This window comes from Deltaproteobacteria bacterium, from assembly GCA_016875225.1.
GTDB lineage: Bacteria > Myxococcota_A > UBA9160 > SZUA-336 > SZUA-336 > VGRW01.
Window position 1 is genome coordinate 1 of the sequence record VGRW01000058.1, and the last position, 22928, is coordinate 22928.

Sequence of the window (22928 nt, forward strand, 5' to 3'; positions counted from 1 at the left end):
CTTCGTCGATGAAGAAGGTCACGTCCGAACGATCCAGAGCGTCGCTGATATATACCGGAAGCAACAAACCCTGGTGTTGCTCGTACCCCTTGAAATCGCCTCTCTCACCCATCCTCGCCATGCTAGCGCGCGAGAGAGTCTTGGGTCAGGCTCCTAGACGCGGATCTCCATGCGCAGCTCCGAGGGAAAGCCGTGCTCGAGCGAGAGCTCGGGCGAGCGCGTCTCGCAGAGCACGCGCAGCCCCATCGATTCGTAGAAGCGGACCGCAGGATTGTCGGCGAGCACGTCGAGCTGAAGCGCCCGGTGCCCCATCTCGCGGGCCCGCAGGATCGCGTGCTCGAGCAAGCGCGCCCCGAAGCCGTGAACGCGCAGCGGCTCCGGAACCGAGAGCGCGTGCACGTAGTATGCGCCGTCTGGGATGTGCGCGTTCAGGTAGCTCGCCTGCTCCGCGCGAGCCGCGAGTGCTCGAAGCTCGGGAATCGTCGCGCGCCCGCCCAAGACGAGCTGCGCGGACACCTGCGTGAGTGCGTCGCGAAGTCGGTAGAAGTCCGGGCCATGGAATCCGAGCTCGAGCCCGGCGAGTTCGCCGTCCCGGATCGCCACGCGCGCGACACCGTGGCTGAAGAGCGTGCCGGGCGCCAGCCAGGCTGCTGTGACGAAGTCGGCGAAGAAGCCGGCTCGCGTGCCGAACTGGTAGTCGTAGCTCGGCGCCCCGGTCGCGCGAACGAGATCCGGAATCAACCCCGCGAAGCGCCGCGCGTGGGCGGCGTCGGCCGCCAGGATCGTCGGCGCGTTCGTCACAGCCACGTTCTGGGCACGGGCAGACGATCGCGAAGTCGCATGAAGATCAGCGCAGCGCGACCGAGCGCGCGGGTGTTGTCGAAGCCGCGCAGCCCGGTCGGGCGCAGCGTGATGAGCGTGAGACCGCAGCGCGCGTACTCGCTTTCCGTCATGCGCTCGTACTCGCCCGCGCCCAGGCGACCGAAGTAGCGCACGGCCATCCCTGCGGTCGGGTCTTCGGCTCCCGCCCCGAGCTTCGCGAGCTCGACCTCGCCGTCGGCGATCAAGGCGCGGTAGGGCGGACGCTCGTCCTGGATCGTCAGGCAGACGCGCGGATCGCGTACGAGTGCGCGGTGCTTCGGCGAGCCGGTCACCGTCACCATGTGGAACGCTCCGAACCGATGCGTGTACCAGATCGGCGCCTGGCCGGGACGCCCGTCGGTACGCACGTACGCGAGCAGCGCCACGCGCGGCGCCGCTACGAACGGCTCGAGCGCGCCTGGCGCGAATCCGGGTTGGCCGCCGAGCGGCGCGAAGGGCAGGTCGTCGAGTCTCAGCCGCGCCGAATTCGAGCTTACACTGTAATCCATGGATTGAGAGTCTGGCGACTACGGCGTAAGCTGTCAAGCATGGCTCCCGGTCCGACGCGAAGACCGCTCACCACCGAGCGCGTGGTGGCGGCCGCACTGCGGCTGATCGACCGGGACGGCGTCGAGTCGCTCTCGATGCGCCGCCTCGGCGCGTTGCTTCGCGTGGAAGCCATGTCGCTGTACAAGCACGTTCCGGACAAGTCGGCGCTGGTCGACGGAGTGATTGCGCGCGTGCTTGCGGAGCTCGCACCGCCCGATCCCGCCGCCCCTTGGGACGCGCGGCTCCGGCACGTTGCGAACGAGTTCCGGCGCGTGGCGCTCGCGCACCCGCACGTCTTTCCGCTGCTGGCGACGCGCGTGCCGAAGATCGCGGTCGGGTTTGCGCCGATCGAGGCCATGCTCGCTGCGTTCCGAAGCGCGGGGCTCGGCGACGCGCAGGTGCTCGCACACTTCTGGTCGTTCCTCGCCTATCTCACGGGGGCGCTTCTGACCGAGACGGCGGCGCTCACAGGCGATGCGGAGGCCTCGTTCACCGTGCCGGAGTCGCTCGACCCCGCGTCGTTTCCCGAGCTTCGTCGGCTGGCCGCCGCGTTGGCTTCCTGCGACTTCGCCACCGAATTCGCCCGCGGGGTCGAGCTCGCGATCACAGCCGCGCGCTCCGCGGCGTCGCGATGAGCGCTGCGGACCGCGCGCCCGTGATCGAGGCGTGCGTGCTCGCGGCGGGCCGCGGCTCGCGAATGGGCGCGGCCAAACACCTGCTCGCGCTCGAAGGCGTGCCCCTGCTCGAGCGCGTCGTGCGCGCGTTGTCGCGCACGAGCGTCGCGCGAATCTCCGTCGTGCTCGCGCCCGGTGACGTCGACGGACGCGCCCTCGCCGCGCGCCTGGGCGCGATCCCGCTCGAGGCCGAGAGCGCGGACGAGGGGCGCGCGGCGTCGGTGCGCGCCGGGGTTCGCGCCGTGCGCGCGGACAGCGCGGGCCTGCTCTTCGCGCTCGCGGACCAGCCGTTCCTGGCGCCAGAGGATTTCGAGCGGCTCTTGGCCGAGTTCCGCGCGAATCCGTCTTCGATCGTGCGCGCGCAATACGGCGAAGCGGCCGGCTCGCCGGTCGTCTTCGCGCGCGGCTACTTCGCCGAGCTTCTGGAGCTTCGCGGCCGCGAGGGCGGGCGCAGCGTGATCGCGCGTCACCCCGACGCCGTGCGCGCCGTCGACCTGCCCCCCGCGCACGGCCGCGACCTCGACCGACCCGAGGACTGGCCGCGCCAGTGAGTCGGGCTAAACTGCGCCGCGCCATGGAAAGAACCCTATCGATCGTGAAGCCCGACGCCGTCCGGGCAGGTAAGCTCGGCGGCGTGCTCGACATGATCGAGGCCTCGGGCCTCCGAATCGTGGCGATGAAGATGATGCAGCTCGACCAGACCCGGGCGGAGGGCTTCTACGCCGTCCACCGCGAGCGCCCGTTCTTCAAGGACCTGGTCAAGTTCATGACCTCGGGGCCGGTCGTGGTCAGCGTGCTCGAAGGCGACGACGCGATCTCGCGCTACCGCAAGCTGATGGGCGCGACCAACCCCGAGAAGGCCGACCCCGGGACGATCCGCAAGAAGTTCGCGACCGACATCGAGAAGAACGCGGTGCACGGCTCCGACGCCCCCGAGACCGCGAAGGTCGAGATCGCCTACTTCTTCGCCGAGACGGAGCTGGTCAAGCGCTAGAAGAGCGCGACCGCCTACTTGTACCCGATCGCGATCAGCACCATGACGAGCAGGTACGAGGTGACGAGGAACAGGTTTCGGCGCAGGGCGCTGCTCGACGGGGGATTCGGTTGCGCGGTGTCCATCTCCATCTCCTTCGGAAGCTTGCGGCGTCGGCTATAGGCCGACGGCCGCGGGCTCGGCCTTCGGCGCGAGCAGTCGGTCGAAGTGATCGGCCGCACGCGACATCGTCCACCAGAAGAACGGGAAGACCGAGTAGTGGCCGCAGGGCAGCTTGTACCAGCGAGGCCGACCGAGGGCTTCCCATAGCTGTTGCGCGTTCTCGGAGGGGATCACCGAGTCGAAGCGAGCGGACGCCATCTCGACCGTGCTCGGATCGAGCGATGCGGCGTAGGTCAGCGGATCGACGGACTCGGTGTAGGGCCGGATTCCGGCGGTGAACTGCTCGCGCGTGGTCCAGCCGCGCTCCGCCATCAGCCGATCTCGGAAGCGGCGCACCGGCTTCTCGGTGGACGCCCAGAACATCTCCGGCAGGTTCCCGCCCGTGAGCGCGAAGAAGCCGCCCCGGATCCGCGGGTCGCAGCTCGTGAGCAGGAGCGCCTGGATCGACCCGAGACTCAAGCCCGCGGCGGCGATCCGGTTCGGGTCGATCTTGGGATGGGTCACCAGCCAGTCGAGCATGCGGCGGGCGTCGATCACGCCCTCGCGAAGCGTCGCGCGCACCACGTCCGGATCCGACTGGTGGTCGAGATCGAGCGCGCGCCGATCGAGTCGCGCGACCGCGTAGCCGCGATCCACGAGCGCCTTGGCCAGCCCTTCCGAGACGTCCTGGGGCCCGTCGAGGATCTCGAACGCGACGACCGCTGGGTGCGGGCCCGGGCCGGGCGGGACGAGCAGGTGGCCGATCCGCTCCTTGCCGCTCTCGTCCGGCAGGACGATCCGGAAGGCCCGGTAGTCGCGGGCGTGGAAGAGGGTGTACAGGTCGAGCACCCAGCTCTGCTCCACCGTGAGCCCTTCGGGCTGCACCTTCACCGCCGCGGGGTCGAGCGGCCGGTAGTCGAAGGTGCCGCGCGGCGTGAGCGAGCCGCCCACGGCCGCGGGCCGCGCCTCGTCGCCCGGTCCGTTGACCCAGGTGCACGCTGCGGCCCCCGAACACAGGAGGACCAGGAGCGCGACCGGGCCGGACCGAGCGCGGAACGCGGAGCGGCGAGACTCGGTCAACTCGAGAGTTCAGTCCGTGTCGCGCGTCTTGCGGATGAACGTCGGCACGTCGTACTCCTCTTCGAACGGCGAGAGGAACTCGTTGTTCGTGCCGTTGGCGCCGAGCGCGATCCCTCGCGAGATCGGCATGCTCGCCTCCGTGAGGCTCTCGGCCGTCGCCTGGTCGCGCAGCGGCAGGCGCAGCGGGGTGACGTTCTCGAAGCTCTCGGCGATCGCGGCCTGGCGGCGCAGGCGGCTGCCGTCCGACAGGCCCGTCGCGATCACGGTCACGCGGATCTCGTCGCCGAGGTTCTCCTGCACGACCGAGCCGAAGATGATGTTCGCATCCTCGTGCGCTTCCTCGTGGATCAGGCTCACCGCCTGGTGGGCCTCCTTCAGCTTCATGTCGGGGCCGCCGGTGATGTTCACCAGAACCCCGCGCGCGCCCTTGATCGAGACGTCGTCGAGGAGCGGGTTGGAGATCGCCTCCTGGGCGGCGCGGAGCGCGCGGTTCTCGCCGCGCGCGCGGCCGGTGCCCATCAGCGCCATGCCCATCTCGCTCATGATCGTGCGCACGTCCGCGAAGTCGAGGTTGATGATGCCGTGGACGGTGATCAGGTCGGAGATGCCCTGAACGGCGTTGAGCAGCACGTCGTCCGCGATCCGGAACGCGTCCATCATGGTGGTGTCTTCGCCGGCCATCATCAGCAGCCGCTCGTTCGGGATCGTGATCAGCGTGTCGACCACGTCGTGGAGCTCGTCGATGCCCTGCTCGGCCTGCTTCCTGCGCACCGAGCCCTCGACGACGAACGGCTTGGTGACCACGGCGACGGTCAGCGCGCCGAGCTGCTTGGCGACCTCGGCCACGATCGGCGCGCCGCCGGTTCCGGTTCCGCCGCCGAGGCCCGCGGTCACGAAGACCATGTCGGCCCCGCCGAGCGCGTCGGCCAGCCGCTCGCGCGAATCCTCCGCCGCCGAGCGACCCACGCGCGGGTCGGCGCCCGCGCCGAGACCCCTGTCGCCGAGGTGGATCTTGGTCGCCGCCAGGTTCATCGCCAACGCCTGCGCGTCGGTGTTGATCGCGACGAAATCCACGCCCGACAGTCCGGCCCGGATCATCGTGTTGATCGCGTTCCCGCCGCCGCCGCCGATGCCGACGACCTTGATGCGTGCGCGCAGATCCGCCTCGTGCTCGAACTCGATCATCTCCAACCCCCCTTGATCGCGGTCTCACTGTAACTCGCTTTCGCGAGATCCGGTGGTACCTGACGTTGATTTTTTCTCCGCTCGACGTCGCAAATCGCGGGTCGAGCGCGCGACTCGACTAGCGAAGCTCTCCGTAGAACCACTCGCGGATTCGCGATCGGACCTTTCGGAACGAAGATCCGTCGTAGACGCGGAAGCGCGGCTTGCCGCGCCGCTTGGCGCCGTACAGCGCCAGGCCGACGGCCGTCGCGAACTCCGGACCCTGCACGCGATCGACCAGCCCGCTGATCCCTCGCGGTGTACCGCGCCGCACCGGCAGCTCGAAGATCTCCTCCGCGAGCTCCGGCAGACCCTCGAGCGCCGACGAGCCCCCGGTCACCACGATTCCCGAGGGGATCGAGCCCAGGTGGCCGGAGCGGGTCAGCTCCTCGCGCACGAGCGAGAGGATCTCCTCGACGCGCGGCTCCAGGAACTCCGCCAGGATCTTGCGCGAGACGTCGCGCGGCGCCCGGCCGCCGACGCTGGGCACGGTCAGCAGCTCGTGTCCCGGCAGGTAGCGCGCGGCCGCGCAGCCGTAGCGGCGCTTGATCCGCTCCGCCTGCTCGAAGGGCGTGCGCAGTCCCACGGCCGCGTCGTTGGTCAGGTGCGAGCCGCCCAGCGACAGGACCGCGGTCTGCTTGATCGCGCCGCCGCCGAAGACCGCCAGGTCCGTGGTGCCGCCTCCGAGGTCGATCAGGGCGACGCCGAGCTCCTTCTCGTCCGGCGCCAGCACGGCCTCCGCCGAGGCGAGCGGCTCGAGCACGATGTCGATCACGTTCAGACCGGCCTTGTTCGCGCACTTGATCACGTTCTGCGCGGACGTCACGGCCGCGGTCACGATGTGCACGCGCGCGATCAGCCGCACGCCGGACATGCCGAGCGGCTGCTTGATCCCGTCCTCGCCGTCGATCTCGTACTCCTGCGGGAGCACGTGGATCACCTCGCGGTCGGCCGGGATCGCGATCGCCTGCGCCTGCTCGATCACGCGCTTCAGGTCCGCGGCCTTCACCTCGCGATCCTTGATCGCGACCATGCCCATCTCGTTGTGCGCCTGGATGTGGCCGCCCGCGATGCCAGCGTAGACCGAGCTGATCTCGCAGCCCGCCATCATCTCGGCTTCGTCCACGGCCTTGCGGATCGAGTCGACGGTGGCCTCGATGTCCACCACGACCCCCTTGCGCAGCCCGCGCGAGGGATGCGTCCCGATCCCGATCACGTCGATCGATTCCCCGTTCGGCTCCGCGACCACGGCACAGATCTTCGTCGTGCCGACGTCGAGCCCTACGATCAGCTCATCGTGTTTCGCCATTTCCACCCCCTGTCGCTTTCGGAAAGCCCCGCAGCACCGGATTGCCCCGGAACCGCAGATCCACTTCGCGCGCGCCCGTGCTCTCGACCAGGCCGGAGCCCGCGAGCTGCGTCCAATCCGCGAGCCCAGCGTCCTGATCCCGCCCGAGCACGAGCACCGTCGGCCGGCCAACCGCGCGCACGCGCACCGCTCGCGACCGAGGTGCATCCACCGTCGCGAGCTCCACGCCGCGCGCGCGCGCCGCGGCGATCACGGGCAGCGCGCGGCGCGCCTCGCCCGAGACCTGCGGCAGCAGGTCTGCCTCGCCGGCCTCGAGCGGGAAGCGCGCCCCGTCCTCCGCGAGCCCGAGGCCGGAGGTCATGTCGAGCGCGACCGGCACGCGCTCGGAGATCCCGATCACGAGCCGGCCCGGCAGCAGCCGCGCGACCCGCACGCGCGCGATCCGCGGATGCGCGGCCAGCGCGCTCGCCACGGCGTCGGGATCGACGTCGACGAGCGGCGTGCCGGCGGGAATTCCGACCGAGCGCCACAGCGCTTCGGGGTCGAGCGACGAGGCGCCCACGAAGTCGATCTGGCGCAGCGCGAAGCGCTCGGCCCGGAGCGCGTCGCGCAGCGCGCCGAGCTCGAGGAAGCCATGGTGCTTCGCCCAGAGCCCGACGAAGGCGACCGCCACGAGCGCGAGCGCGATCGCGAGCGGTCGGGGCAGTGAGTCCGAGTCACGCCGTCGCGTCATGAGTCCTCTCCGCAGATCCGGACCTCTGTCTCGAGCTGGACGCCGAAGCGCGCCCCCACCGTCTCTCGGGCCCGCTCGATCAGCCGCAGCACCTCCGCCGCGCTCGCGCCGCCGCGGTTCACGATGAAGTTCGCGTGCAGCTCCGAGATCTGCGCCGCGCCTTCGCACGCGCCCTTCAACCCCGCGGCCTCGATCAGCCGGCCGGCGAAGTCGCCGGGCGGGTTCTCGAATACCGACCCGCAGGAAGGCTGGTCGATCGGCTGCGTCGCGCGGCGCTGCGCCAGGAGGGTCCTCTGGCGCTCGCGGATCTCGACGGGATCGCCGGGCTGCGTGTGGAACGTCGCCGACAGGACGACCGCACCGGGCGGCAGCTCGGTCGCGCGGTAGCGGAACACCAGCTCGTCGCGATCTCGCACGACGATCGCGGAGCCTTCGGGCTCGTAGAGCTCGATGCAGGCCACGACGTCCTTCATCTCCCGGCCTCGGATTCCGGCGTTCATCGCGATCCAACCCCCGACGCTTCCGGGAATGCCGACGCCGAACTCGAGACCCGCGCGCGCGTGCTCGGCGCAGAAGCGAGTGACCTGGGTGTGGCTCGCGCCGGCCTCGGCGCGGACCCGTCCGTCTTCCTCGAGCTCGATCCCGCGCAGGCCGGCGAGGCGCACGACCACGCCGCGCAAGCCGCCGTCGCGAACCAGAAGGTTGAAGCCGCCGCCGAGGATCGAGCACGGAAGGGAGCGCGAGCGACACAGCTCGAGCAGGCGCACGAGCTGCTCCCGCGTGTCGATGCGAACCAGCGCGTCCGCGGGGCCGCCCACGCGAAGCGAGGTCCAGAGCGAGAGCGGCTCGTCCGCGGCGACACGCCCGGGCAGAAGCGCTTCGAGCTCGGCTCGGATCTTCGGGTCAAGCGACAGGGCCCCCTCCGTCTGGCGCCAGGAATTCGCCGGCGAGCCGGCCGATGTCGCCGGCGCCCATGAAGAAGACGAGATCGCCCGGCCGCGTGAGCTCGCGCAGTCGCGGCACGATCCGCGCGCGCTCGGCCACGAACTCGACCGAGCGATGGCCGCAGGCGCGCACCGCCTCGGCCAGGGCCGCGGCCGAGACGCCGGGGATCTTCTCCTCGCCCGCGGCGTAGATCTCGGTCAGGAGCACGACGTCGGCGTCGTGGAAGGCGCGCGCGAGATCGTCGAAGACGTCGCGCGTTCGCGTGTAGCGATGCGGCTGGAACGCGACCACCACGCGGCGGCCCAGGCCCGCGTGCGCCGCGGCGAGCGCGGCGCGGATCTTCGCGGGATGGTGCGAGTAGTCGTCGATCACCATCATTGCGTCGCGCTCGCCGCGGATCTCGAAGCGGCGCTCGACACCGCGGAACTCCGCGAGCGCCTCGGCGATGCGCGGCACGGGGACGTCGAACTCGAGCCCGACGGTGAGCGCCGCCAGCGCGTTCTGCACGTTGTGCCGGCCGGGAACGCGCAGCGTGAACGGGCCGAGCGCCGTGCCGCGCGCGCGCGCCTCGAAGCGCATGCCGAGACCGGCCGTCTCCACGCGCTCGGCGCAGACGTCGGCCTGCGGCGAGAGGCCGTAGGTCCAGACGCGGCGCGTGACCTGCGGCAGGAGCGTCTGCACGTGCGGGTCGTCGATGCAGAGCACGGCCGCGCCGTAGAACGGCACGCGATTGGCGAACTCGACGAACGCCGCGTGCAGGTTCTCGAAGCTGCCGTAGTAGTCGACGTGGTCGCGATCGATGTTCGTGATCACGACCACCGTCGGCACCAGGCGCAGGAACGAGCCGTCGCTCTCGTCCGCCTCCGCGACCAGCACCTCCCCCGCGCCCAGGCGTGAGTTGGCGTCGAGGCTGATCACGCGACCGCCGACGATCGTGGTCGGATCGAGCCCACCGGCGGCGAGCACCTCGGCGGTCATCGAGGTGGTGGTGGTCTTGCCGGCCGAGCCGCCGATCGCGACGCCGTATTTCATGCGCATCAGCTCGGCGAGCATCTCGGCGCGCGGGATCACCGGGACGCCCGCGGCCTCCGCCGCGCGCAGCTCCGGGTTCTGACGCGGAACGGCCGACGAGTAGACCACCACGTCCGCGCCCTGCACGAGCACCGCGTCGTGGCCGATCGCGATGCGGATGCCCAGCCCGCGCATGCGCTGGGTCGCGGCGCTCTCGCGCAGGTCGGAGCCCGAGACCGAGTAGCCCTGCGTGTTCAGGATCTCGGCGATTCCCGACATGCCCACGCCGCCGATGCCTACGAAGTGGACGCGCTGGACCCGACGCCTCATCGCGCGCCCCCGGAACGCCCGAGCAGCGAGCGGCAGTGCGCCCAGATCTCTTCCGCCGCGTGCGGCTTCGCGCGCCGGAGCGCGGACTCGCCCATTCGCGTGCGGCGCTCGCGGTCGCCGAGCAGCGCGATCAGCTCGGCTTCGAAGCGCGCGCCGAGCTCCGCGTCTGGCACGACGACGCAGGCGCCGGCGCGCTCGAGCTCGCGCGCGTTGGCGAGCTGGTGGTCGTCCGCCGCAAACGGGTAGGGGACGAGCACGGAGGCGACACCGGCCTGGCAGAGCTCGGAGACGGTCGATCCCGCGCGCGCGACGACGAGATCCGCGCGCGCCAGGCGGGTGGGCAGATCGTCGAAGAACGCCGCGAGCTCCCCATGCACACCCGCAGCCGCGTAGGCCGCGCGGCACTCCTCGAGGTCGGCGGCGCCGGTCTGGTGGGTGATCTCGAGCCCGGCGACCGACGCCAGCCGGGGCAGCGCCGCGCAGACCGAGCGATTGATCGCGCGCGCGCCCTGACTTCCGCCGGTGACGACCATGCGGAGCTTCCCGCCGTTGCCGCGGCCGATCGCGCGCGGCATCGCGCGAACGGGCCGACCCGTGAGCAGGGCGCGGCCGGCGGGGAAGTAGGGGATCGCGTCCTCGAACGCGACGAAGACGCGCTTCGCGTAGCGGCCGAGCAGCCGATTCGAGCGGCCCGGCCGCGCGTTCGGCTCGAGCAGCGCCGTCGGAATTCCGAGAGTGAGCGCGGCGGCGACGGCGGGGACCGATGCGTAGCCGCCCACGCCGATCACCAGATCCGCATCGAGATCGCGAAGCAGGCGGCGCGCGCGCAGCGTGCCGCGCGCGAGCACGAGCAGGCCGAGCAGCCCGCGAACCGCGCCGCGCCCGGTCACCGCCGCGCTCGGCACCAGGTCGAGCGCGTAGCCCGCCGTCGGCACGTAGCGGGTCTCGAGCCCGCGCGCGGTGCCGACGAAGCGCACGTGCGCCTCGGGCTCGCGCTTGCGGATCGCCTCGGCCAGAGCGAGTGCGGGGAAGATGTGTCCGCCGGTTCCGCCGCCGGCCAGCACGACGACTAGCGCCATCCCGGTCTCCCTCGCTTGGTCGCGCGCGCCGCGTTCAGGATCAGGCCGATCGCCGCCAGGCTCGCGATCAGCGACGTTCCGCCGTACGACACCAGCGGCAGCGTGCTTCCCTTCGTGGGCAGCAGGCCCATCGCGACGCCGGAGTTCAGCAGCGCCTGCATCCAGAGCAGCAGGCTCGCGCCGACCGCCGCCAGCGTCGCGAACGGCGTCTTCGCGCGCTGCGCGATGCCGAGCGACGAGAGCGTGAGCACCGCGAAGCCCACCAGCACCGCGACCACGCCGAACAGCCCCACCTCTTCGCCGACCACCGACAGGATGAAATCGTTGTGGGCCTCGGGCAGGAAGAAGAGCTTCTGCTGTCCGGCGCCGAAGCCAGCGCCGAGCCATCCCCCCGCGCCGAACGCGAGCTGCGACTGCACGAGCTGATAGCCGCCGCCGAGCGGATCGGCCCACGGATCCAGGAACGCGATCAGGCGCGCGACGCGGTACTCGCGCAGCAGCATCGCCCCGATCGCCAGCGGCGCCAGCGCCGCCGCGGTGCAGGCCAGATGATCGAGGCGCGCGCCCGCGGCGAAGATCAGCACGCCGGTGAACATCGCGACCAGCATCGCGCCGCCGTAATCGGGCTGCTGCAGCAGGGCGAACGCGGGCAGCCCGGCCAGAAGCGCCGGCACGAGCATGCTCGCACGGTAGTCCTGCATCCGGTCCTGGTTCGCCGCGAGCCAGCGCGAGACCCCGAGGATCACGCCGAGCTTCGCCGCCTCGAGCGGCTGGAACGGGAAGCCGCCGAGCACGATCCAGCGCCGCGCGCCGTTGTCTCCGACGCCGAGCGGCGTGAAGGTCGCAAGCAGCCCGAGCAGCGCCGCGGCCCAGGCGAGATAGGCGATCTTCTCCAGCCAACCGAGCGGCGTGACGTAGCAGAGGGCGCCGATTCCGAGACCGATCAAGAGCGCGAGCGCCTGTCGGCCGAGATACGCGAACGAGGTGCCGTAGACGACCTCGGCGCGCGCCGCGCTGGCGCTGTAGACCATGACCAGTCCGAAGCCGAGCAACAGGATCGCGGCGACGAGCAGCTCCGACGCGCCGAACCGGCTCAGCATCCCGTTCCTCCGGCCGCGACCCCTTCGGGAAGCGCGCAAGCGAGCTCCGCGAAGCGTCGGCCGCGCTCCTCGAAGCTCTTGAACTGGTCGAAGCTCGCGCACGCGGGCGCGAGCAGGACGACGTCGCCGGGTCGCGCGCAGGCTGCCGCCACTGCGACGGCCGCGGCCAGGTTCGCGACGCGCTCGACCGGGCAGGCGTCCGTGAGCGCCCGCTCGAGCTCCGCGGCCGACTCGCCGTACACCACCGCGCGTCGCACGCGCGCGCCGCGCGCGGCTACGGCGAGCTCGTCGAAGGCGAGACCCTTGTTGCGCCCGCCCGCGAGCCAGACGATCGGGGTGGTCTGCGCGAGCAGGCTCGCGATCGCGGCCGCGGGGTTGGTCGCCTTCGAGTCGTCGACGTAGCGCACGCCCGCGCGCACGCAGACGTCCCGGACGCGGTGGGGCAGGCCCGCGAAGCGCGCGAGCGTGCGCGAGATCGCCTCGGTCGTCGCGCCGGCGAGCCGCGCGGCGAGCGCCGCCGCGAGCGCGTTCGCGACCGGCCTGCGCGAGGCCGCGGAGAGCGCGTGGATCGGAACGCGCAGCTCGACCGGCCCCTGCGGGGCCAGCACCAGGTCCGCGCCGTCGATGTACGCTCCGGACTCGAGCCGCCGCTCGCTGGAGAAGCCGAAGACGCGCGCGCGGGAGCGCTCGCCGATGCCGCGCGCCCACGCGTCGTCCCGGTTCACGACCAGAGCGTCCTCCGGGCGCTGAAGCTCCGCCAGACGCGCCTTCGCCGCGCCGTAGCCCGCCAGGCTGCCGTGACGATCGAGGTGATCGGGCGCGAGGTTCAGGAGCACCGCGACGTCCGCCCGCAGCTTGCGCGCGTGCTCGAGCTGGAAGCTCGACAGCTCGGCGACGATCCGCTCGTGACCGCGGCCGACCAGCGCGCAGAGGGGCGTGCCGAGATTTCCCCCGACGCCCGTGTCGAGTCCGCTCGCCTCGAGCATCTCGCCGATCAGCACGGTCGTGGTGCTCTTGCCGTTGGAGCCGGTGATGCCGACGAGGAGCGTGTCGAGGAACTCCGCCGCGAGGTCGACCTCGGGCACGAGCTTCGCGCTTGCGGCGACCGGAATCCCGGGGCTCGCGACCACGGCGTCGAACTCCGCGAAGTCGGGCAGCGACGGCGCGCAGAGGCGCTTCACCTGCGGCGGCAGCCCTTCGAGCGTCTCGGGAGCGCGATCGTACGCGCAGACGCGGGCGCCGGCGCGCAGCAGGAGCTCGACCGCGCTCCGCCCCGAGCGCGCGACACCGAGCACGAGCACGTTCTTCCCCGTCCAGCTCATCGCAGCTTCAAGAGCGAGATCGCGACCAGCCCCAGGATCACCGAGATGATCCAGAAGCGGACGATGATCTGCGGCTCGGGCCAACCTCTCAGCTCGTAGTGGTGGTGGATCGGCGCCATCCGGAACACGCGCTTGCCGCGCGTCTTGAACGACGCCACCTGGATCATCACGGAGAACATCTCGACCAGGAAGAGTCCGCCCGCGATCACGAGCACGACTTCCTGCCGGATGATGATCGCCACCGTCGAGAGCGCGCCACCGAGTGCGAGCGCGCCGGTGTCGCCCATGAAGACCGACGCCGGGTACGTGTTGTACCAGAGGAAGCCGAGCCCGGCTCCCATCAGCGACGAGCAGAAGACCGGGCGCGTTCCGGCGGCGGGCACGTGCTTCAGCTCGAGATAGCTCGCGATCACGCTGTTCCCGACCACGTAGCTGAACAGCCCGATCACGCCGGCGCTGATCATCGTCGGGCCGATCGCGAGGCCGTCGAGGCCGTCGGTCAGGTTCACGGCGTTCGAGAAGCCGACGATGAAGACGACGGCGATCGGGACGTAGAGCCAGCCGATCATCGGGTGGAAGTTCTTCAACAGCGGGAGCGAGATCGAGGCGTCGAATCCCGGGAGCCAGTACAGCCAGACGGCCGCGCAGGTCGCGACCGAGAGCTGGCCGACCAGCTTCGCGCGCGCGCTGATGCCCTTGGGATTCTTCAGCACGGCCTTCTTGTAGTCGTCGACGAAGCCGATCGCGCCGCAGCCCAGCGTCACGAAGAGCACGACCCAGACGAAGGGGTTGGTCCACTCCGCCCAGAGCAACGTGCTGGTGAGAACCGCGAACAGGATCAGCACGCCTCCCATCGTCGGCGTGCCGCGCTTCGTCTGATGTCGGTCGGGCGTGTCCTCGCGGATCGTCTGGCCGATCTGGCGGTTCTCGAGCAGCCGGATCAGCGTCGGACCGGCGATGAAGGCGATCAAGAGGGCGGTGAGCGCAGCGCCGACGCTGCGGAAGGTCAGGTACCGGAAGACGTTCAGGCCGGAGATCTCCGCGGAGAGCAGCTCGTAGAACAGGTGGTACAGCATCAGCGGGGCTCCAGCAGTCGCGTCACGACACGCTCCAGGCGCATGCCGCGGGACGCCTTCACGAGCACGACGTCGCCGGGGCGCGCATGCTTGCGCACCAGCTCGACCGCCGTCTCGGCGTCGTCGCACTCGAGACAGGTCGAAAGACCCGAGGCGCGCGCCTCGCGAGCAGTGGCGCGCGAGAGCGGTCCGACCGCGATCAGGACGGCGATGCCCGCGGCGGCGGCGGCGCTGCCGACCTCGGCGTGGAGCCGCGCGGCCTCGTCGCCGAGCTCGAGCATGTCGCCGAGCACGGCGATCGCGCGCCCCGAGCCGCGCAGCTGAGCCAGCGTCTCGAGCGCGCGCGCGACCGAGTGCGGGTTCGCGTTGTAGGTGTCGTCGAGCAGGCGCAGGCCCTCGGGGCTCTCTCGCAGCGCGGCCCGACCGGGTACGCCGCGGAATCCCTCGAGCCCGCTTCGGATCGCGGCGACGGGTTCCGCTCCGAGCGCGCCGCTCGCGAGCGCCGCCGCGGCCGCGCACAGGCCGTCCTCGACCAGGTGGCGCCCGGGAACGCGCATGCGGATCCCGACGCTGCCGGATCCACACTCGAGCGTGTAGTGCGCGGCGCCCGCTTCCGAGGTCACGGAGCGAGCGCGTACCTCTGCGTTCGCGCTCGTGCCGAAGCGGAGCTTGCGGCCACTGAAGCGCGCGCTCTGCGCGACGCAGTTCGGATCGTCGGAGTTCACGACCGCCACACCGTCGGGCCGGATGCGCGCGAAGAGCTCGCCCTTCGCGCGCGCGATCGCCGCCAGCGACCCGAGCGGGCCGAGGTGCGCGGAAGCGACGTTCGTGATCGCGCCGACCGTGGGTTCCGCGATGCGCGCCAGGTGATCGATCTCGCCCTCGTGGTTCATGCCCATCTCGACCACCAGAACCTCGTCCGCGGGCTCGAGCGCGAGCACCGAGAGCGGCAGGCCGATGTGATTGTTGAGATTGCCCGGCGTCCTGCGAACGCGCCGGCCCGCCGCCTCGAGCACTCCCGCGCAGAGCTCCTTGGTCGTGGTCTTTCCGTTGGAGCCGGTGATCGCGATCACCGGGCCCGAGAAGCTCGCGCGCTGCGCGCGCGCCAGGCGACCCAGCGCCTCGACCGTGTCGTCGACGCGGATCGCAGGGCCGGCCGAAACGTCGCACGAGACCAGAAGCGCCGCTGCGCCCCGGGCCAGCGCGTCCTGCAGATGGTCGTGCCCGTCGTGCGTCTCGCCGCGGATCGCGACGAAGAGCGCGCCGCGCCCGAGTGTGCGCGAGTCCGTCGAGACGCTCTCGATCCGCGTCTCGGGCGATCCGGAGATCCGCCCGCCGCAGGAGCGCGCGAGCTCGCCGAGCGTCCAGCTCATGCGGCCACTCCCCGGTCTGCGAGGGCTCGCCGCGCCTCCTCGCGGTCGTCGAACGGGAAGCGCTCGCGCCCGATGATCTGGTAGTCCTCGTGGCCCTTGCCGGCGATCACGACGCAGTCCTCCGCGCCTGCGATCGCGATCGCGCGCGCGATCGCCTGGCGCCGATCGCGCAGCACCTCGTGCGAGCCCTCGAGGCCGACCGCCACGTCGCGCAGGATCGCGTCGGGATCCTCGCTGCGCGGGTTGTCGCTGGTCGCGATCACGTGGTCGGCGTGGGCGCAGGCCGCGCGGGCCATCGGCGCGCGCTTGCCGCGATCGCGATCTCCGCCGCAGCCGAAGACGGCGATCAGCCGGCCCGCGACCAGCGGCCGCACGCGCCCCAGCACCGCGTCCAGCGCGTCGGGTGTGTGCGCGTAGTCGACCAGCACGATCGGCCGGCCGGAGCCCACGCGCTCGAGCCGGCCGGGAACCGCCGGACAGCGCTCGAGGCCGCGTCGGATCGCGTCCCAGTCGATGCCGAGCGCGCGGCTCGCGGCGATCGCGGCCAGCGCGTTGTCGATCTGGAAGTCCCCCGGGAGCGGCAGCTCGATCTCGACCTCGGCGTCCGGTCCGCGCACGCGAAGCCGAGAGTGCGCAAGCGTGACGCGCTCCTCGACGGTGCAGAAGTCCGCGCCCGAATCGCGGCCGCGCGCGAAGCGAGAGACGGGGTGACCGGCCGCGATCGCGATCTCCGCGAAGCGAGTCGTCCAGGGATCGGCCGCGTTCAGGACCGCCGTTCCCGCGAGATGCTCGGTCCCGAAGAGCAGCGATTTCGCGCGGCCGTAGCTCTCCATGTCCTGGTGGAAGTCGAGGTGGTCCTGCGTGAGATGCGTGAAGACGGCGACGGCGAAGCGCAGCCCGCGCACGCGTCCGAGCGCCAGGCTGTGCGAAGAGACCTCGAGCGCGACCGCCGCGACGCCCGAGTCGCGCATCCGCGCGAGCCAGCGCTGCAGGTCCAGTGACTCGGGCGTCGTGAGTGCCGACTTCTCCTCGAAGCCCGGATAGCGGATCGAGATGGTGCCGATGCTCCCGGCGGAACGGCCCGACGCGAGCAGGATCGACTCGAGCATGCGCACGGTGCTGGTCTTTCCGTTCGTCCCGGTGACGCCGACCAGCGTGAGGTCACGCGCAGGGTGCGCGAAGAAGCGCGAAGCGACGTCGGCGAGCGCCGTGCGTGTGTCGCGCACGCGCGCCACCGCCACGTGCTCCGGGCGCGCCGCGGGAGGATGCTCGACGAGCAGCGCGCTCGCCCCGGCCTCGATCGCCGCCTCGAGATGGCGGTGGCCGTCACTCTGCGCGCCGCGCAGCGCGACGAAGAGCGCGCCCGGACCCACCTTGCGCGAGTCGTAGCTCACGTCGCGGATCTCCGCGCGCACCGGGCCGTCGATTCTGGCGTCGAGTCCGGCGACGAGATCCTCCAAGGTCCGCGTCATCCCGCTCCGCCTCCGGGATTCTTCCCGCGCGTCTCGATCCTCTGCGCTGGCGCGGGGCGAGGCGTCGGGTAGCCGATGCCGAGCCGATCGACCGCGTAGCCCGCGACCTCGCGAAACACCGGCGCCGCGACCATTCCGCCGGTGCGGAACCCGCGCGGCTCGTCGATGAAGACGCCGATCACCAGACGCGGATTCACGACCGGCACGATTCCGACGAAGGAGGCCACGTAGTCGGTCTGGGAGTAGACGCCGTCCTTCACCTTCTGCGCGGTCCCTGTCTTGCCGGCGACCGAAACGTGCGGGAGCGCGGCCCCCTTGCCCGTACCGTCGACGACGACCTGCCGCATCATCTCGAGCACGGTGCGCGCGGTGCGCTCCGAGATCGCGCGCTCGCCGGCCACGGCGGGCGTGTCGGCGGAGGCGCGCGTGATGCGAGGCGTGACCCGCACGCCGCCGTTCGCGAAGACCGCCATGGCGGCGACGAGCTGCACCGGTGTCACCGTGACGCCCTGGCCGAACGACAGGTTCGCGCGCTCGATCGCCTGCCGCTCGCGGATCTCCCGCACGCTGCCCGCGACCTCGCCCGGAAAGCCGCTGCCAGTCACTCGTCCGAAGCCGAACCGGCGCACGGCATCCACCAGCCGGCGCGCCCCGAGCCTGGCGATGATCTTGGCCGTGCCGATGTTGCTCGAGACCTTCAGGATGTCGCTGACGCTGAGCAGATCGTGCGGGTGGTAGTCGCGGATCGTGCGCCGTCCGATCCGGAAGCGCCCGCCTTCACAGTCGAAGATCTCGCCCGGGTGGGTCACCCCGGCCTCCAGGGCCGCGGCGATCGAGAACGGCTTGAACGTGCTTCCCGGCTCGAACGTGTCGACGAAGGCGCGCGCGCGATACGCGGAGGAGTCCTCGAGCCAGAAGCGGTTCGGATCGAAGCTCGGCGACTCGGCCGCCACCAGGATCTCGCCGGTCCGCGGGTCGAGCGCGACCAGCGTCGCGTGGCGCGCGCCGGTCCTGCGCAGCGACTCGGCGAGAGCCTTCTCGGCGAAGTGCTGCAGCTCGAGGTCCAGCGCGAGCGTGACCGGCTGGCCCGCACGGGTTTCGGGTGCTTGCACGTCCTGCGGGAGCGGGCGACCGCCACCGTCCCGGTTCATGCGCAGCTTTGCGCCCGTGCCGCGAAGCTCGCGATCGAAGAGCAGCTCGACGCCCGAGAGCCCGCGCCCGTCGCGATCGGCGAAGCCGAGCAGCGGGCCCGCAAGCGACCCGTTGGTGTAGAAGCGGCGCCGTTCGCCGTGAAGGTGGACTCCCGCGAGCCCGAGCGCGCGAACGCGATCGGCGGCATCGGGCGTGACCCAGCGCTGCAGCCAGACGAAGCTCGCGGACTCCGCGAGGCGGGCTTCGATCTCCTTGGCCGGCAGCCGCAGCGCCTTCGCGAGCGCGAGCGCGGCGGCGGGCCGATCCGCGATCAGACGCGGCGAAGCCGCGACGGACTCCACGCTGGCCGAGACGGCGAGCGGCCGCCCGTCGCGATCGCGAAGCTCACCGCGCAGCGCGGAGAGCTCGACCTTGGTCGCGCCCTGACGTGCGGCGCGCGTCGCGAGGACCTCGGCGTCGAGCGTCTGCAGCTGGATCGCCCGCCCGAGCAGCGCTGCGAAGCCGAGCAGCCCGACGAACGCGACGACCTGCAGACGGCCGGGCTGCAGGCCCGCGCTCCGCCGCCGGCGCGTCCGCCGTGCGGCGCTCAACGGGGTTCGCCCCCCGCGACGTCGGAGAGCGCGGCAAGGTGGGGATCGGCAAGGGAGACGACCTGCTCGGGAGCCGGGTAGATCAAGCCGAGCTCGAGCGCGCGCGGCTCGATGCGCTCGGGCGCGGCCAGCGCCGCCACCTCGATGCGCAGCCGCTCGACGACGAGCGAGAGCTCGTGCTCGTGCGAGACGCGGCGGCCGAGCTCGTAGCGCAGCGAGATCACGTACGTGCGCACGTACACGAGCACCCCGGACGCCGCGATCGCGCCCAGCACGAGGGCGAGCAGCGCTCCGAACCACGGGCGGTGGCCCTGCAGCCGCGTGTTCAGCATCGCACGCCTCCGCGAAGTCGCGCGCTGCGCGCTCGGGGATTGCGCCGGATCTCGCCCGGGGAGGGCTTGGTTCCGCGCGCCACGATCCGCAGCCGCGGCACCTGGCCGCAGCCGCAGACGGGAAGATCCGGCGGGCAGATGCAGCCCTTCGCCTCGCGAGCCATGAACTGCTTGACCCTGCGGTCCTCTCCGGAGTGATACGAGAGCACGGCCAGCCGCCCTCCCTGTGCGAGCACTTCGAGCGCGCTCTCGAGGCCCGCGTCGAGCTCGGCGAGCTCGTCGTTCACGGCCATGCGCAGCGCCTGGAACACGAGCGTCGCCGGATGGTGCCGGCGCTCCGGGAGCCGCACGCCCGATAGCGCCGCCACGAGATCCTGCACGGTGCGGATCGGTCGTCGGGCGTCGAGCGCGCGCGCGACGCGACCGGCGGCCGGAACGCCGCCGTCGCGGAGCAGCTGCGCGAGCTCCTCGGTGCCGATCCGCTCGAGCAGATCGGCGGCGGTCTCTCCGCTCGATCGGTCCATTCGCATGTCGAGCGGCACCGGCGCGTCTCCGGCGCGAAAGCTCATGCCGCGCTCGATCCGGTCGAGGTGCGCGGAGCAGACGCCGAGGTCCAGAAGCACGCCGTCGACGGGAAGGGCGCCCGCCGCGGCGGCCACCTCGCGCAGGAACGAGAAGCGCGCGTGGAAGAGCCTGGCGCGCGAGCCGAAGCGCTGCAGGCGCTTCTCGGCGACCTCGAGCATCTCCGGGTCGCGGTCGAGACCGACCAGCAATCCGTTCGAGCCGAGCCGCTCCAGGATCTGCTCGGCGTGTCCTCCGTGTCCGGTCGTCGCATCGACGATCCGCGAGTCCTCGCGCAGGGAGAGCAGCTCGAGGACCTCGTCGACCATCACCGGGGCGTGGGACGGCGTCACCGCGTGGCGCCGCGCAGGAAGCGCGAGTTCTCGGCCTCGTGCTCCTGGGTGTTCTCGATCTCGGCTTCGTAGCGGGCGCGGTCCCAGATCTCGACCCGGTCGGTGAGCCCCATGAAGACGATCTCGCGCTCGATCCGGGCCAGACGGCGCAGCGTCGGCGGGATCAGGATCCGTCCGGCGCGATCGACACTGCACGGTGTTGCATGGCCGATGATCAGGCGCTCGAGCGATTCGGCCGCGTCGTTCAGCACGTCGTCGGAGAGGCGCTGGCGAATCTTGTCGAACTTCTCGGCCGGGTAGATCGCCAGACAGCGCGAGCGAAGCGTGAGCCAGGGCGGCTCGCTCGAGCGCGTCAACAGGTCCCGAAATTCCTTCGGCAGGCTGGTGCGCCCCTTCTCGTCGAGAACGTGCTCGTGGCACCCCCAGAACATTCTTCCACCGGCCCCCGCACGCACCGGTGGGAAGGGGGTTTCAAGGACCCGGCACTCCCCCCCTGAACAGCACCTGGGTCCTTGAAACCCTATCCCACTGAAACCCACTCTACATCCACTAAATCCCGCCCGTCAACACTTTCTTGCGAAAAAACCGAAAGAATTCGCCCCGCTTTGCGACGACCGTCCCGGCATGGCTCGACGCCCTGCATGTTGAGGTGACTCGAGTCAGACGCTCAATATCTTGGGGGCGTCGGAAGTCACGCTTGGACGCGGCGAGTCAGCTCCGGCCAGAACCGCGCGTGCGCCTCGCGAAGATTGCCCACCAGCTCCCACGCGGGCTCGTCCGGCGGCGGGAATCCCTCGCCGCGGAGCGACGGATCGGCGAGAACGCGCACGGTCTCGCCGACCGAGGCCTCGAGCGCGTCGAGGTCGTAGCCGCCCTCGAGCGCCAGGACGATCCGTCCCTCGCAGGCTTCGTCGGCGATCGCGCAGAGTCGCTGCGCCATGAGTCCGAATCCGCGCGTCGTCACGTTCATCCCGCCGAGCGGATCGCGTTCGTGCGCGTCGAAGCCGGCTGAGACCAGGATGATTTCGGGCTCGAAGCTGCGCAGGACCGGGACGATCAGGTGGTCGAAGAGCGCGCCGTACTCGGCGTCCCCGCAGCCCTGCGGAAGCGGCAGGTTCAGGGTCGCGCCGAGTCCGGCGTCCCGACCCTGCTCGTCGAGCGCGCCGGTTCCCGGGTAGAAGGGGAACTGGTGCAGCGACGCGAAGAGCACGTCGCGTTCGGACTCGAACGCGTGCTGCGTGCCGTTGCCGTGGTGCACGTCCCAGTCGACGATCGCGATGCGTTCGATACCGGTCCGAGCCAGCAGAGCGCGCGCCGCGATCGCGACGTTGCCGAGCAGGCAGAAGCCCATCGCGGCGTCGCGCTCGGCGTGGTGGCCAGGCGGGCGCAAGCCCGCGAAGGCTCGGGTCGCCTCGCCGCGAGCGACGCGAAGCGCGGCCTCGACCAGCGAGCCGGCGGCGAGCCGCGCGGTCTCGACCGATCGCGGCGAGCAGTACGTGTCGGGGTCGAGCCGGCGGGTCTGGCCGACGCACGCCGACAGCGCGTCGAGATAGCTGCGATCGTGCACCGCGAGCAGCTCCTCGTCGCTCGCCGCACGCGGATCGAGCTTGCGGATCCGTTCGCCCGCGGCGTCGAGCGCGCGGTCGACCGCCTCGAGCCGTTCAGGGCGTTCGGGATGCGCGCGCGCGGGCGCGTGGTCTCGGAAGCGGGGGTCACGGACGACGAGCGTTCTGTGATCGCGCATCGCTGGCGATGATAGCGATGATTGACACCCGTACGGCCATGGCCGATACAGGGCGTCGTGAGCGCCAGACGAGCGCCCCGCAGCGTCGAGCCGCGGCCGACGATCGCGATCACGGGTCTCGGCACGTTCACGGGTGCGAAGATCGCAGAGCGGTTGCTCGAGCAGGATCCGCCGGCACGGATCGTGGGGCTCGATCTGCGCCAGCCCAGGCGACTCGAGGGACGCGTGCGCTTCCACCGGGTCGATCTGACCGAGCCGACCGCGGACAGCATCGTCGCCGAGATCCTGGAGAAGGAGCGCTGCGAGACGGTCCTGCACGCCGCCTTCTTCACCGACCCGCATCCCGATCTCGAGTACTCCCACGAGCTCGAAGTCGTCGGCTCGCTGCACGTGATGAACGCGGCCGCGGCCGCAGGCGTGCGAAAGCTCGTCGTCACGAGCAGCGCGCAGGTCTACGGGCCCCACCCGGACAACCCCAACTTCCTCTCCGAGGACCACGCGCTGCGCCCGCCGCACGGCGCGCACTCGCTTCGCGACCGGGTGGAGGTCGAGGGGCTGCTGCGCATCTTCGCGCAGCGCCACCGCGCGCTGGTCGTGTCGTCGCTCCGGCCCTGCTGGATCGTCGGCCCGAGCTACGAGTCCGCCGTCACGCGGCGCTTCGAGGCGGCGCGCGTCGTGACGCTGCTCGGCTACGATCCGCTCCTTCAGTTCCTGCACGAGTCCGACTGGCTCGACGCCGTCGAGCTCGCACTCGAACGCGATGCGCCCGGGGTCTACAACCTCGCCGCGGACGGGGTGCTGCCGCTCTCGACGCTGCTGCGACTGGCGGGAAAGCGCAGCCTTCCGCTCCCGCACCCGCTGCTGCAACGGGTCGCGTACCTCGAATCGATCGCGCGCAGCGGCGATCCGCCGGGCGCCTTCTT

At 71.4% G+C, this 22928-nt stretch carries 23 protein-coding genes; 4 read left to right on the forward strand and 19 right to left on the reverse strand.

The genetic code is table 11. The annotated features are described in order from the left end of the window. Window positions 1–153 precede the first annotated feature (153 nt). Window positions 154–603 (reverse strand): GNAT family N-acetyltransferase, encoded by a 450-nt coding sequence (locus FJ108_13250; GenBank protein ID MBM4336856.1) that lies wholly within the window; start codon window positions 601–603, stop codon window positions 154–156. 194 nt (window positions 604–797) lie between these two features. After that, the gene (locus FJ108_13255; protein MBM4336857.1) at window positions 798–1370 is read right to left on the reverse strand and encodes a hypothetical protein; all 573 of its coding nucleotides are present in this window, start codon (window positions 1368–1370) and stop codon (window positions 798–800) included. A gap of 39 nt (window positions 1371–1409) precedes the next feature. On the opposite strand from FJ108_13255, the gene FJ108_13260 reads away from it, so the two are divergent. The 3 genes from FJ108_13260 to FJ108_13270 are packed head-to-tail and all read left to right on the forward strand — an operon-like array spanning window position 1410 to window position 3078. Continuing rightward, window positions 1410–2045 carry a TetR family transcriptional regulator gene (locus FJ108_13260; GenBank protein ID MBM4336858.1) on the forward strand — a complete coding sequence of 212 codons (636 nt, stop codon included), beginning with the start codon at window positions 1410–1412 and terminating at the stop codon, window positions 2043–2045. Continuing rightward, the gene (locus FJ108_13265) at window positions 2042–2635 is read left to right on the forward strand and encodes a nucleotidyltransferase family protein (GenBank protein ID MBM4336859.1); all 594 of its coding nucleotides are present in this window, start codon (window positions 2042–2044) and stop codon (window positions 2633–2635) included. Before FJ108_13260 ends, FJ108_13265 begins: the two co-directional genes overlap by 4 nt. 23 nt (window positions 2636–2658) lie before the next feature. Beyond that, window positions 2659–3078, forward strand: a complete 420-nt coding sequence (locus FJ108_13270; protein MBM4336860.1) for a nucleoside-diphosphate kinase — start codon at window positions 2659–2661, stop codon at window positions 3076–3078. 156 nt (window positions 3079–3234) lie between these two features. Here the strand turns inward: FJ108_13270 and FJ108_13275 are convergent, their stop codons facing one another. From FJ108_13275 to FJ108_13355, 17 genes are all read right to left on the reverse strand, one after another. Beyond that, window positions 3235–4299, reverse strand: a complete 1065-nt coding sequence (locus FJ108_13275) for a hypothetical protein (GenBank protein ID MBM4336861.1) — start codon at window positions 4297–4299, stop codon at window positions 3235–3237. Between the two features lie 9 nt (window positions 4300–4308). Continuing rightward, window positions 4309–5484 (reverse strand): cell division protein FtsZ, encoded by a 1176-nt coding sequence (gene ftsZ, locus FJ108_13280; GenBank protein MBM4336862.1) that lies wholly within the window; start codon window positions 5482–5484, stop codon window positions 4309–4311. 118 nt (window positions 5485–5602) lie between these two features. Beyond that, entirely contained in the window at window positions 5603–6832 is a 1230-nt protein-coding gene (gene ftsA, locus FJ108_13285; GenBank protein ID MBM4336863.1) for a cell division protein FtsA, read from the reverse strand. Further along, window positions 6816–7565 (reverse strand): FtsQ-type POTRA domain-containing protein, encoded by a 750-nt coding sequence (locus FJ108_13290; protein MBM4336864.1) that lies wholly within the window; start codon window positions 7563–7565, stop codon window positions 6816–6818. Before FJ108_13290 ends, ftsA begins: the two co-directional genes overlap by 17 nt. After that, window positions 7562–8554: a UDP-N-acetylmuramate dehydrogenase gene (murB, locus tag FJ108_13295; protein MBM4336865.1), complete on the reverse strand. Its 993-nt coding sequence runs from the start codon at window positions 8552–8554 to the stop codon at window positions 7562–7564. The genes FJ108_13290 and murB overlap by 4 nt, the downstream gene beginning before the upstream one ends. After that, on the reverse strand, window positions 8469–9851 hold the full coding sequence (locus FJ108_13300) for a UDP-N-acetylmuramate--L-alanine ligase (GenBank protein ID MBM4336866.1): 1383 nt from the start codon (window positions 9849–9851) through the stop codon (window positions 8469–8471). Before FJ108_13300 ends, murB begins: the two co-directional genes overlap by 86 nt. Beyond that, window positions 9848–10930: an undecaprenyldiphospho-muramoylpentapeptide beta-N-acetylglucosaminyltransferase gene (murG, locus tag FJ108_13305; protein ID MBM4336867.1), complete on the reverse strand. Its 1083-nt coding sequence runs from the start codon at window positions 10928–10930 to the stop codon at window positions 9848–9850. The genes FJ108_13300 and murG overlap by 4 nt, the downstream gene beginning before the upstream one ends. Further along, window positions 10921–12030, reverse strand: a complete 1110-nt coding sequence (gene ftsW / locus FJ108_13310; GenBank protein ID MBM4336868.1) for a putative lipid II flippase FtsW — start codon at window positions 12028–12030, stop codon at window positions 10921–10923. Before ftsW ends, murG begins: the two co-directional genes overlap by 10 nt. Continuing rightward, window positions 12024–13352 (reverse strand): UDP-N-acetylmuramoyl-L-alanine--D-glutamate ligase, encoded by a 1329-nt coding sequence (gene murD, locus FJ108_13315; GenBank protein ID MBM4336869.1) that lies wholly within the window; start codon window positions 13350–13352, stop codon window positions 12024–12026. Before murD ends, ftsW begins: the two co-directional genes overlap by 7 nt. Continuing rightward, entirely contained in the window at window positions 13349–14428 is a 1080-nt protein-coding gene (locus FJ108_13320; GenBank protein MBM4336870.1) for a phospho-N-acetylmuramoyl-pentapeptide-transferase, read from the reverse strand. The genes murD and FJ108_13320 overlap by 4 nt, the downstream gene beginning before the upstream one ends. Beyond that, on the reverse strand, window positions 14428–15801 hold the full coding sequence (locus FJ108_13325; protein ID MBM4336871.1) for a UDP-N-acetylmuramoyl-tripeptide--D-alanyl-D-alanine ligase: 1374 nt from the start codon (window positions 15799–15801) through the stop codon (window positions 14428–14430). Before FJ108_13325 ends, FJ108_13320 begins: the two co-directional genes overlap by 1 nt. Beyond that, window positions 15798–17273 (reverse strand): UDP-N-acetylmuramoyl-L-alanyl-D-glutamate--2,6-diaminopimelate ligase, encoded by a 1476-nt coding sequence (locus FJ108_13330; protein ID MBM4336872.1) that lies wholly within the window; start codon window positions 17271–17273, stop codon window positions 15798–15800. Before FJ108_13330 ends, FJ108_13325 begins: the two co-directional genes overlap by 4 nt. Continuing rightward, window positions 17270–19015: a penicillin-binding protein 2 gene (locus tag FJ108_13335; protein ID MBM4336873.1), complete on the reverse strand. Its 1746-nt coding sequence runs from the start codon at window positions 19013–19015 to the stop codon at window positions 17270–17272. The genes FJ108_13330 and FJ108_13335 overlap by 4 nt, the downstream gene beginning before the upstream one ends. Next, window positions 19012–19347, reverse strand: coding sequence for a hypothetical protein (locus tag FJ108_13340; GenBank protein ID MBM4336874.1), 336 nt, complete (start codon window positions 19345–19347; stop codon window positions 19012–19014). The genes FJ108_13335 and FJ108_13340 overlap by 4 nt, the downstream gene beginning before the upstream one ends. Continuing rightward, window positions 19341–20237, reverse strand: coding sequence for a 16S rRNA (cytosine(1402)-N(4))-methyltransferase RsmH (rsmH, locus tag FJ108_13345; GenBank protein ID MBM4336875.1), 897 nt, complete (start codon window positions 20235–20237; stop codon window positions 19341–19343). Before rsmH ends, FJ108_13340 begins: the two co-directional genes overlap by 7 nt. A gap of 20 nt (window positions 20238–20257) precedes the next feature. Then, window positions 20258–20692: a division/cell wall cluster transcriptional repressor MraZ gene (gene mraZ / locus FJ108_13350; GenBank protein ID MBM4336876.1), complete on the reverse strand. Its 435-nt coding sequence runs from the start codon at window positions 20690–20692 to the stop codon at window positions 20258–20260. Between the two features lie 260 nt (window positions 20693–20952). Beyond that, a complete protein-coding gene (locus FJ108_13355) occupies window positions 20953–22005 on the reverse strand; it encodes a histone deacetylase (GenBank protein MBM4336877.1) in 1053 nt (350 codons plus the stop codon). Between the two features lie 21 nt (window positions 22006–22026). Between FJ108_13355 and FJ108_13360 the strand changes: the two genes are divergently transcribed. Then, on the forward strand, window positions 22027–22928 hold a 902-nt coding region (locus FJ108_13360; GenBank protein MBM4336878.1), incomplete at its 3' end, for an NAD-dependent epimerase/dehydratase family protein.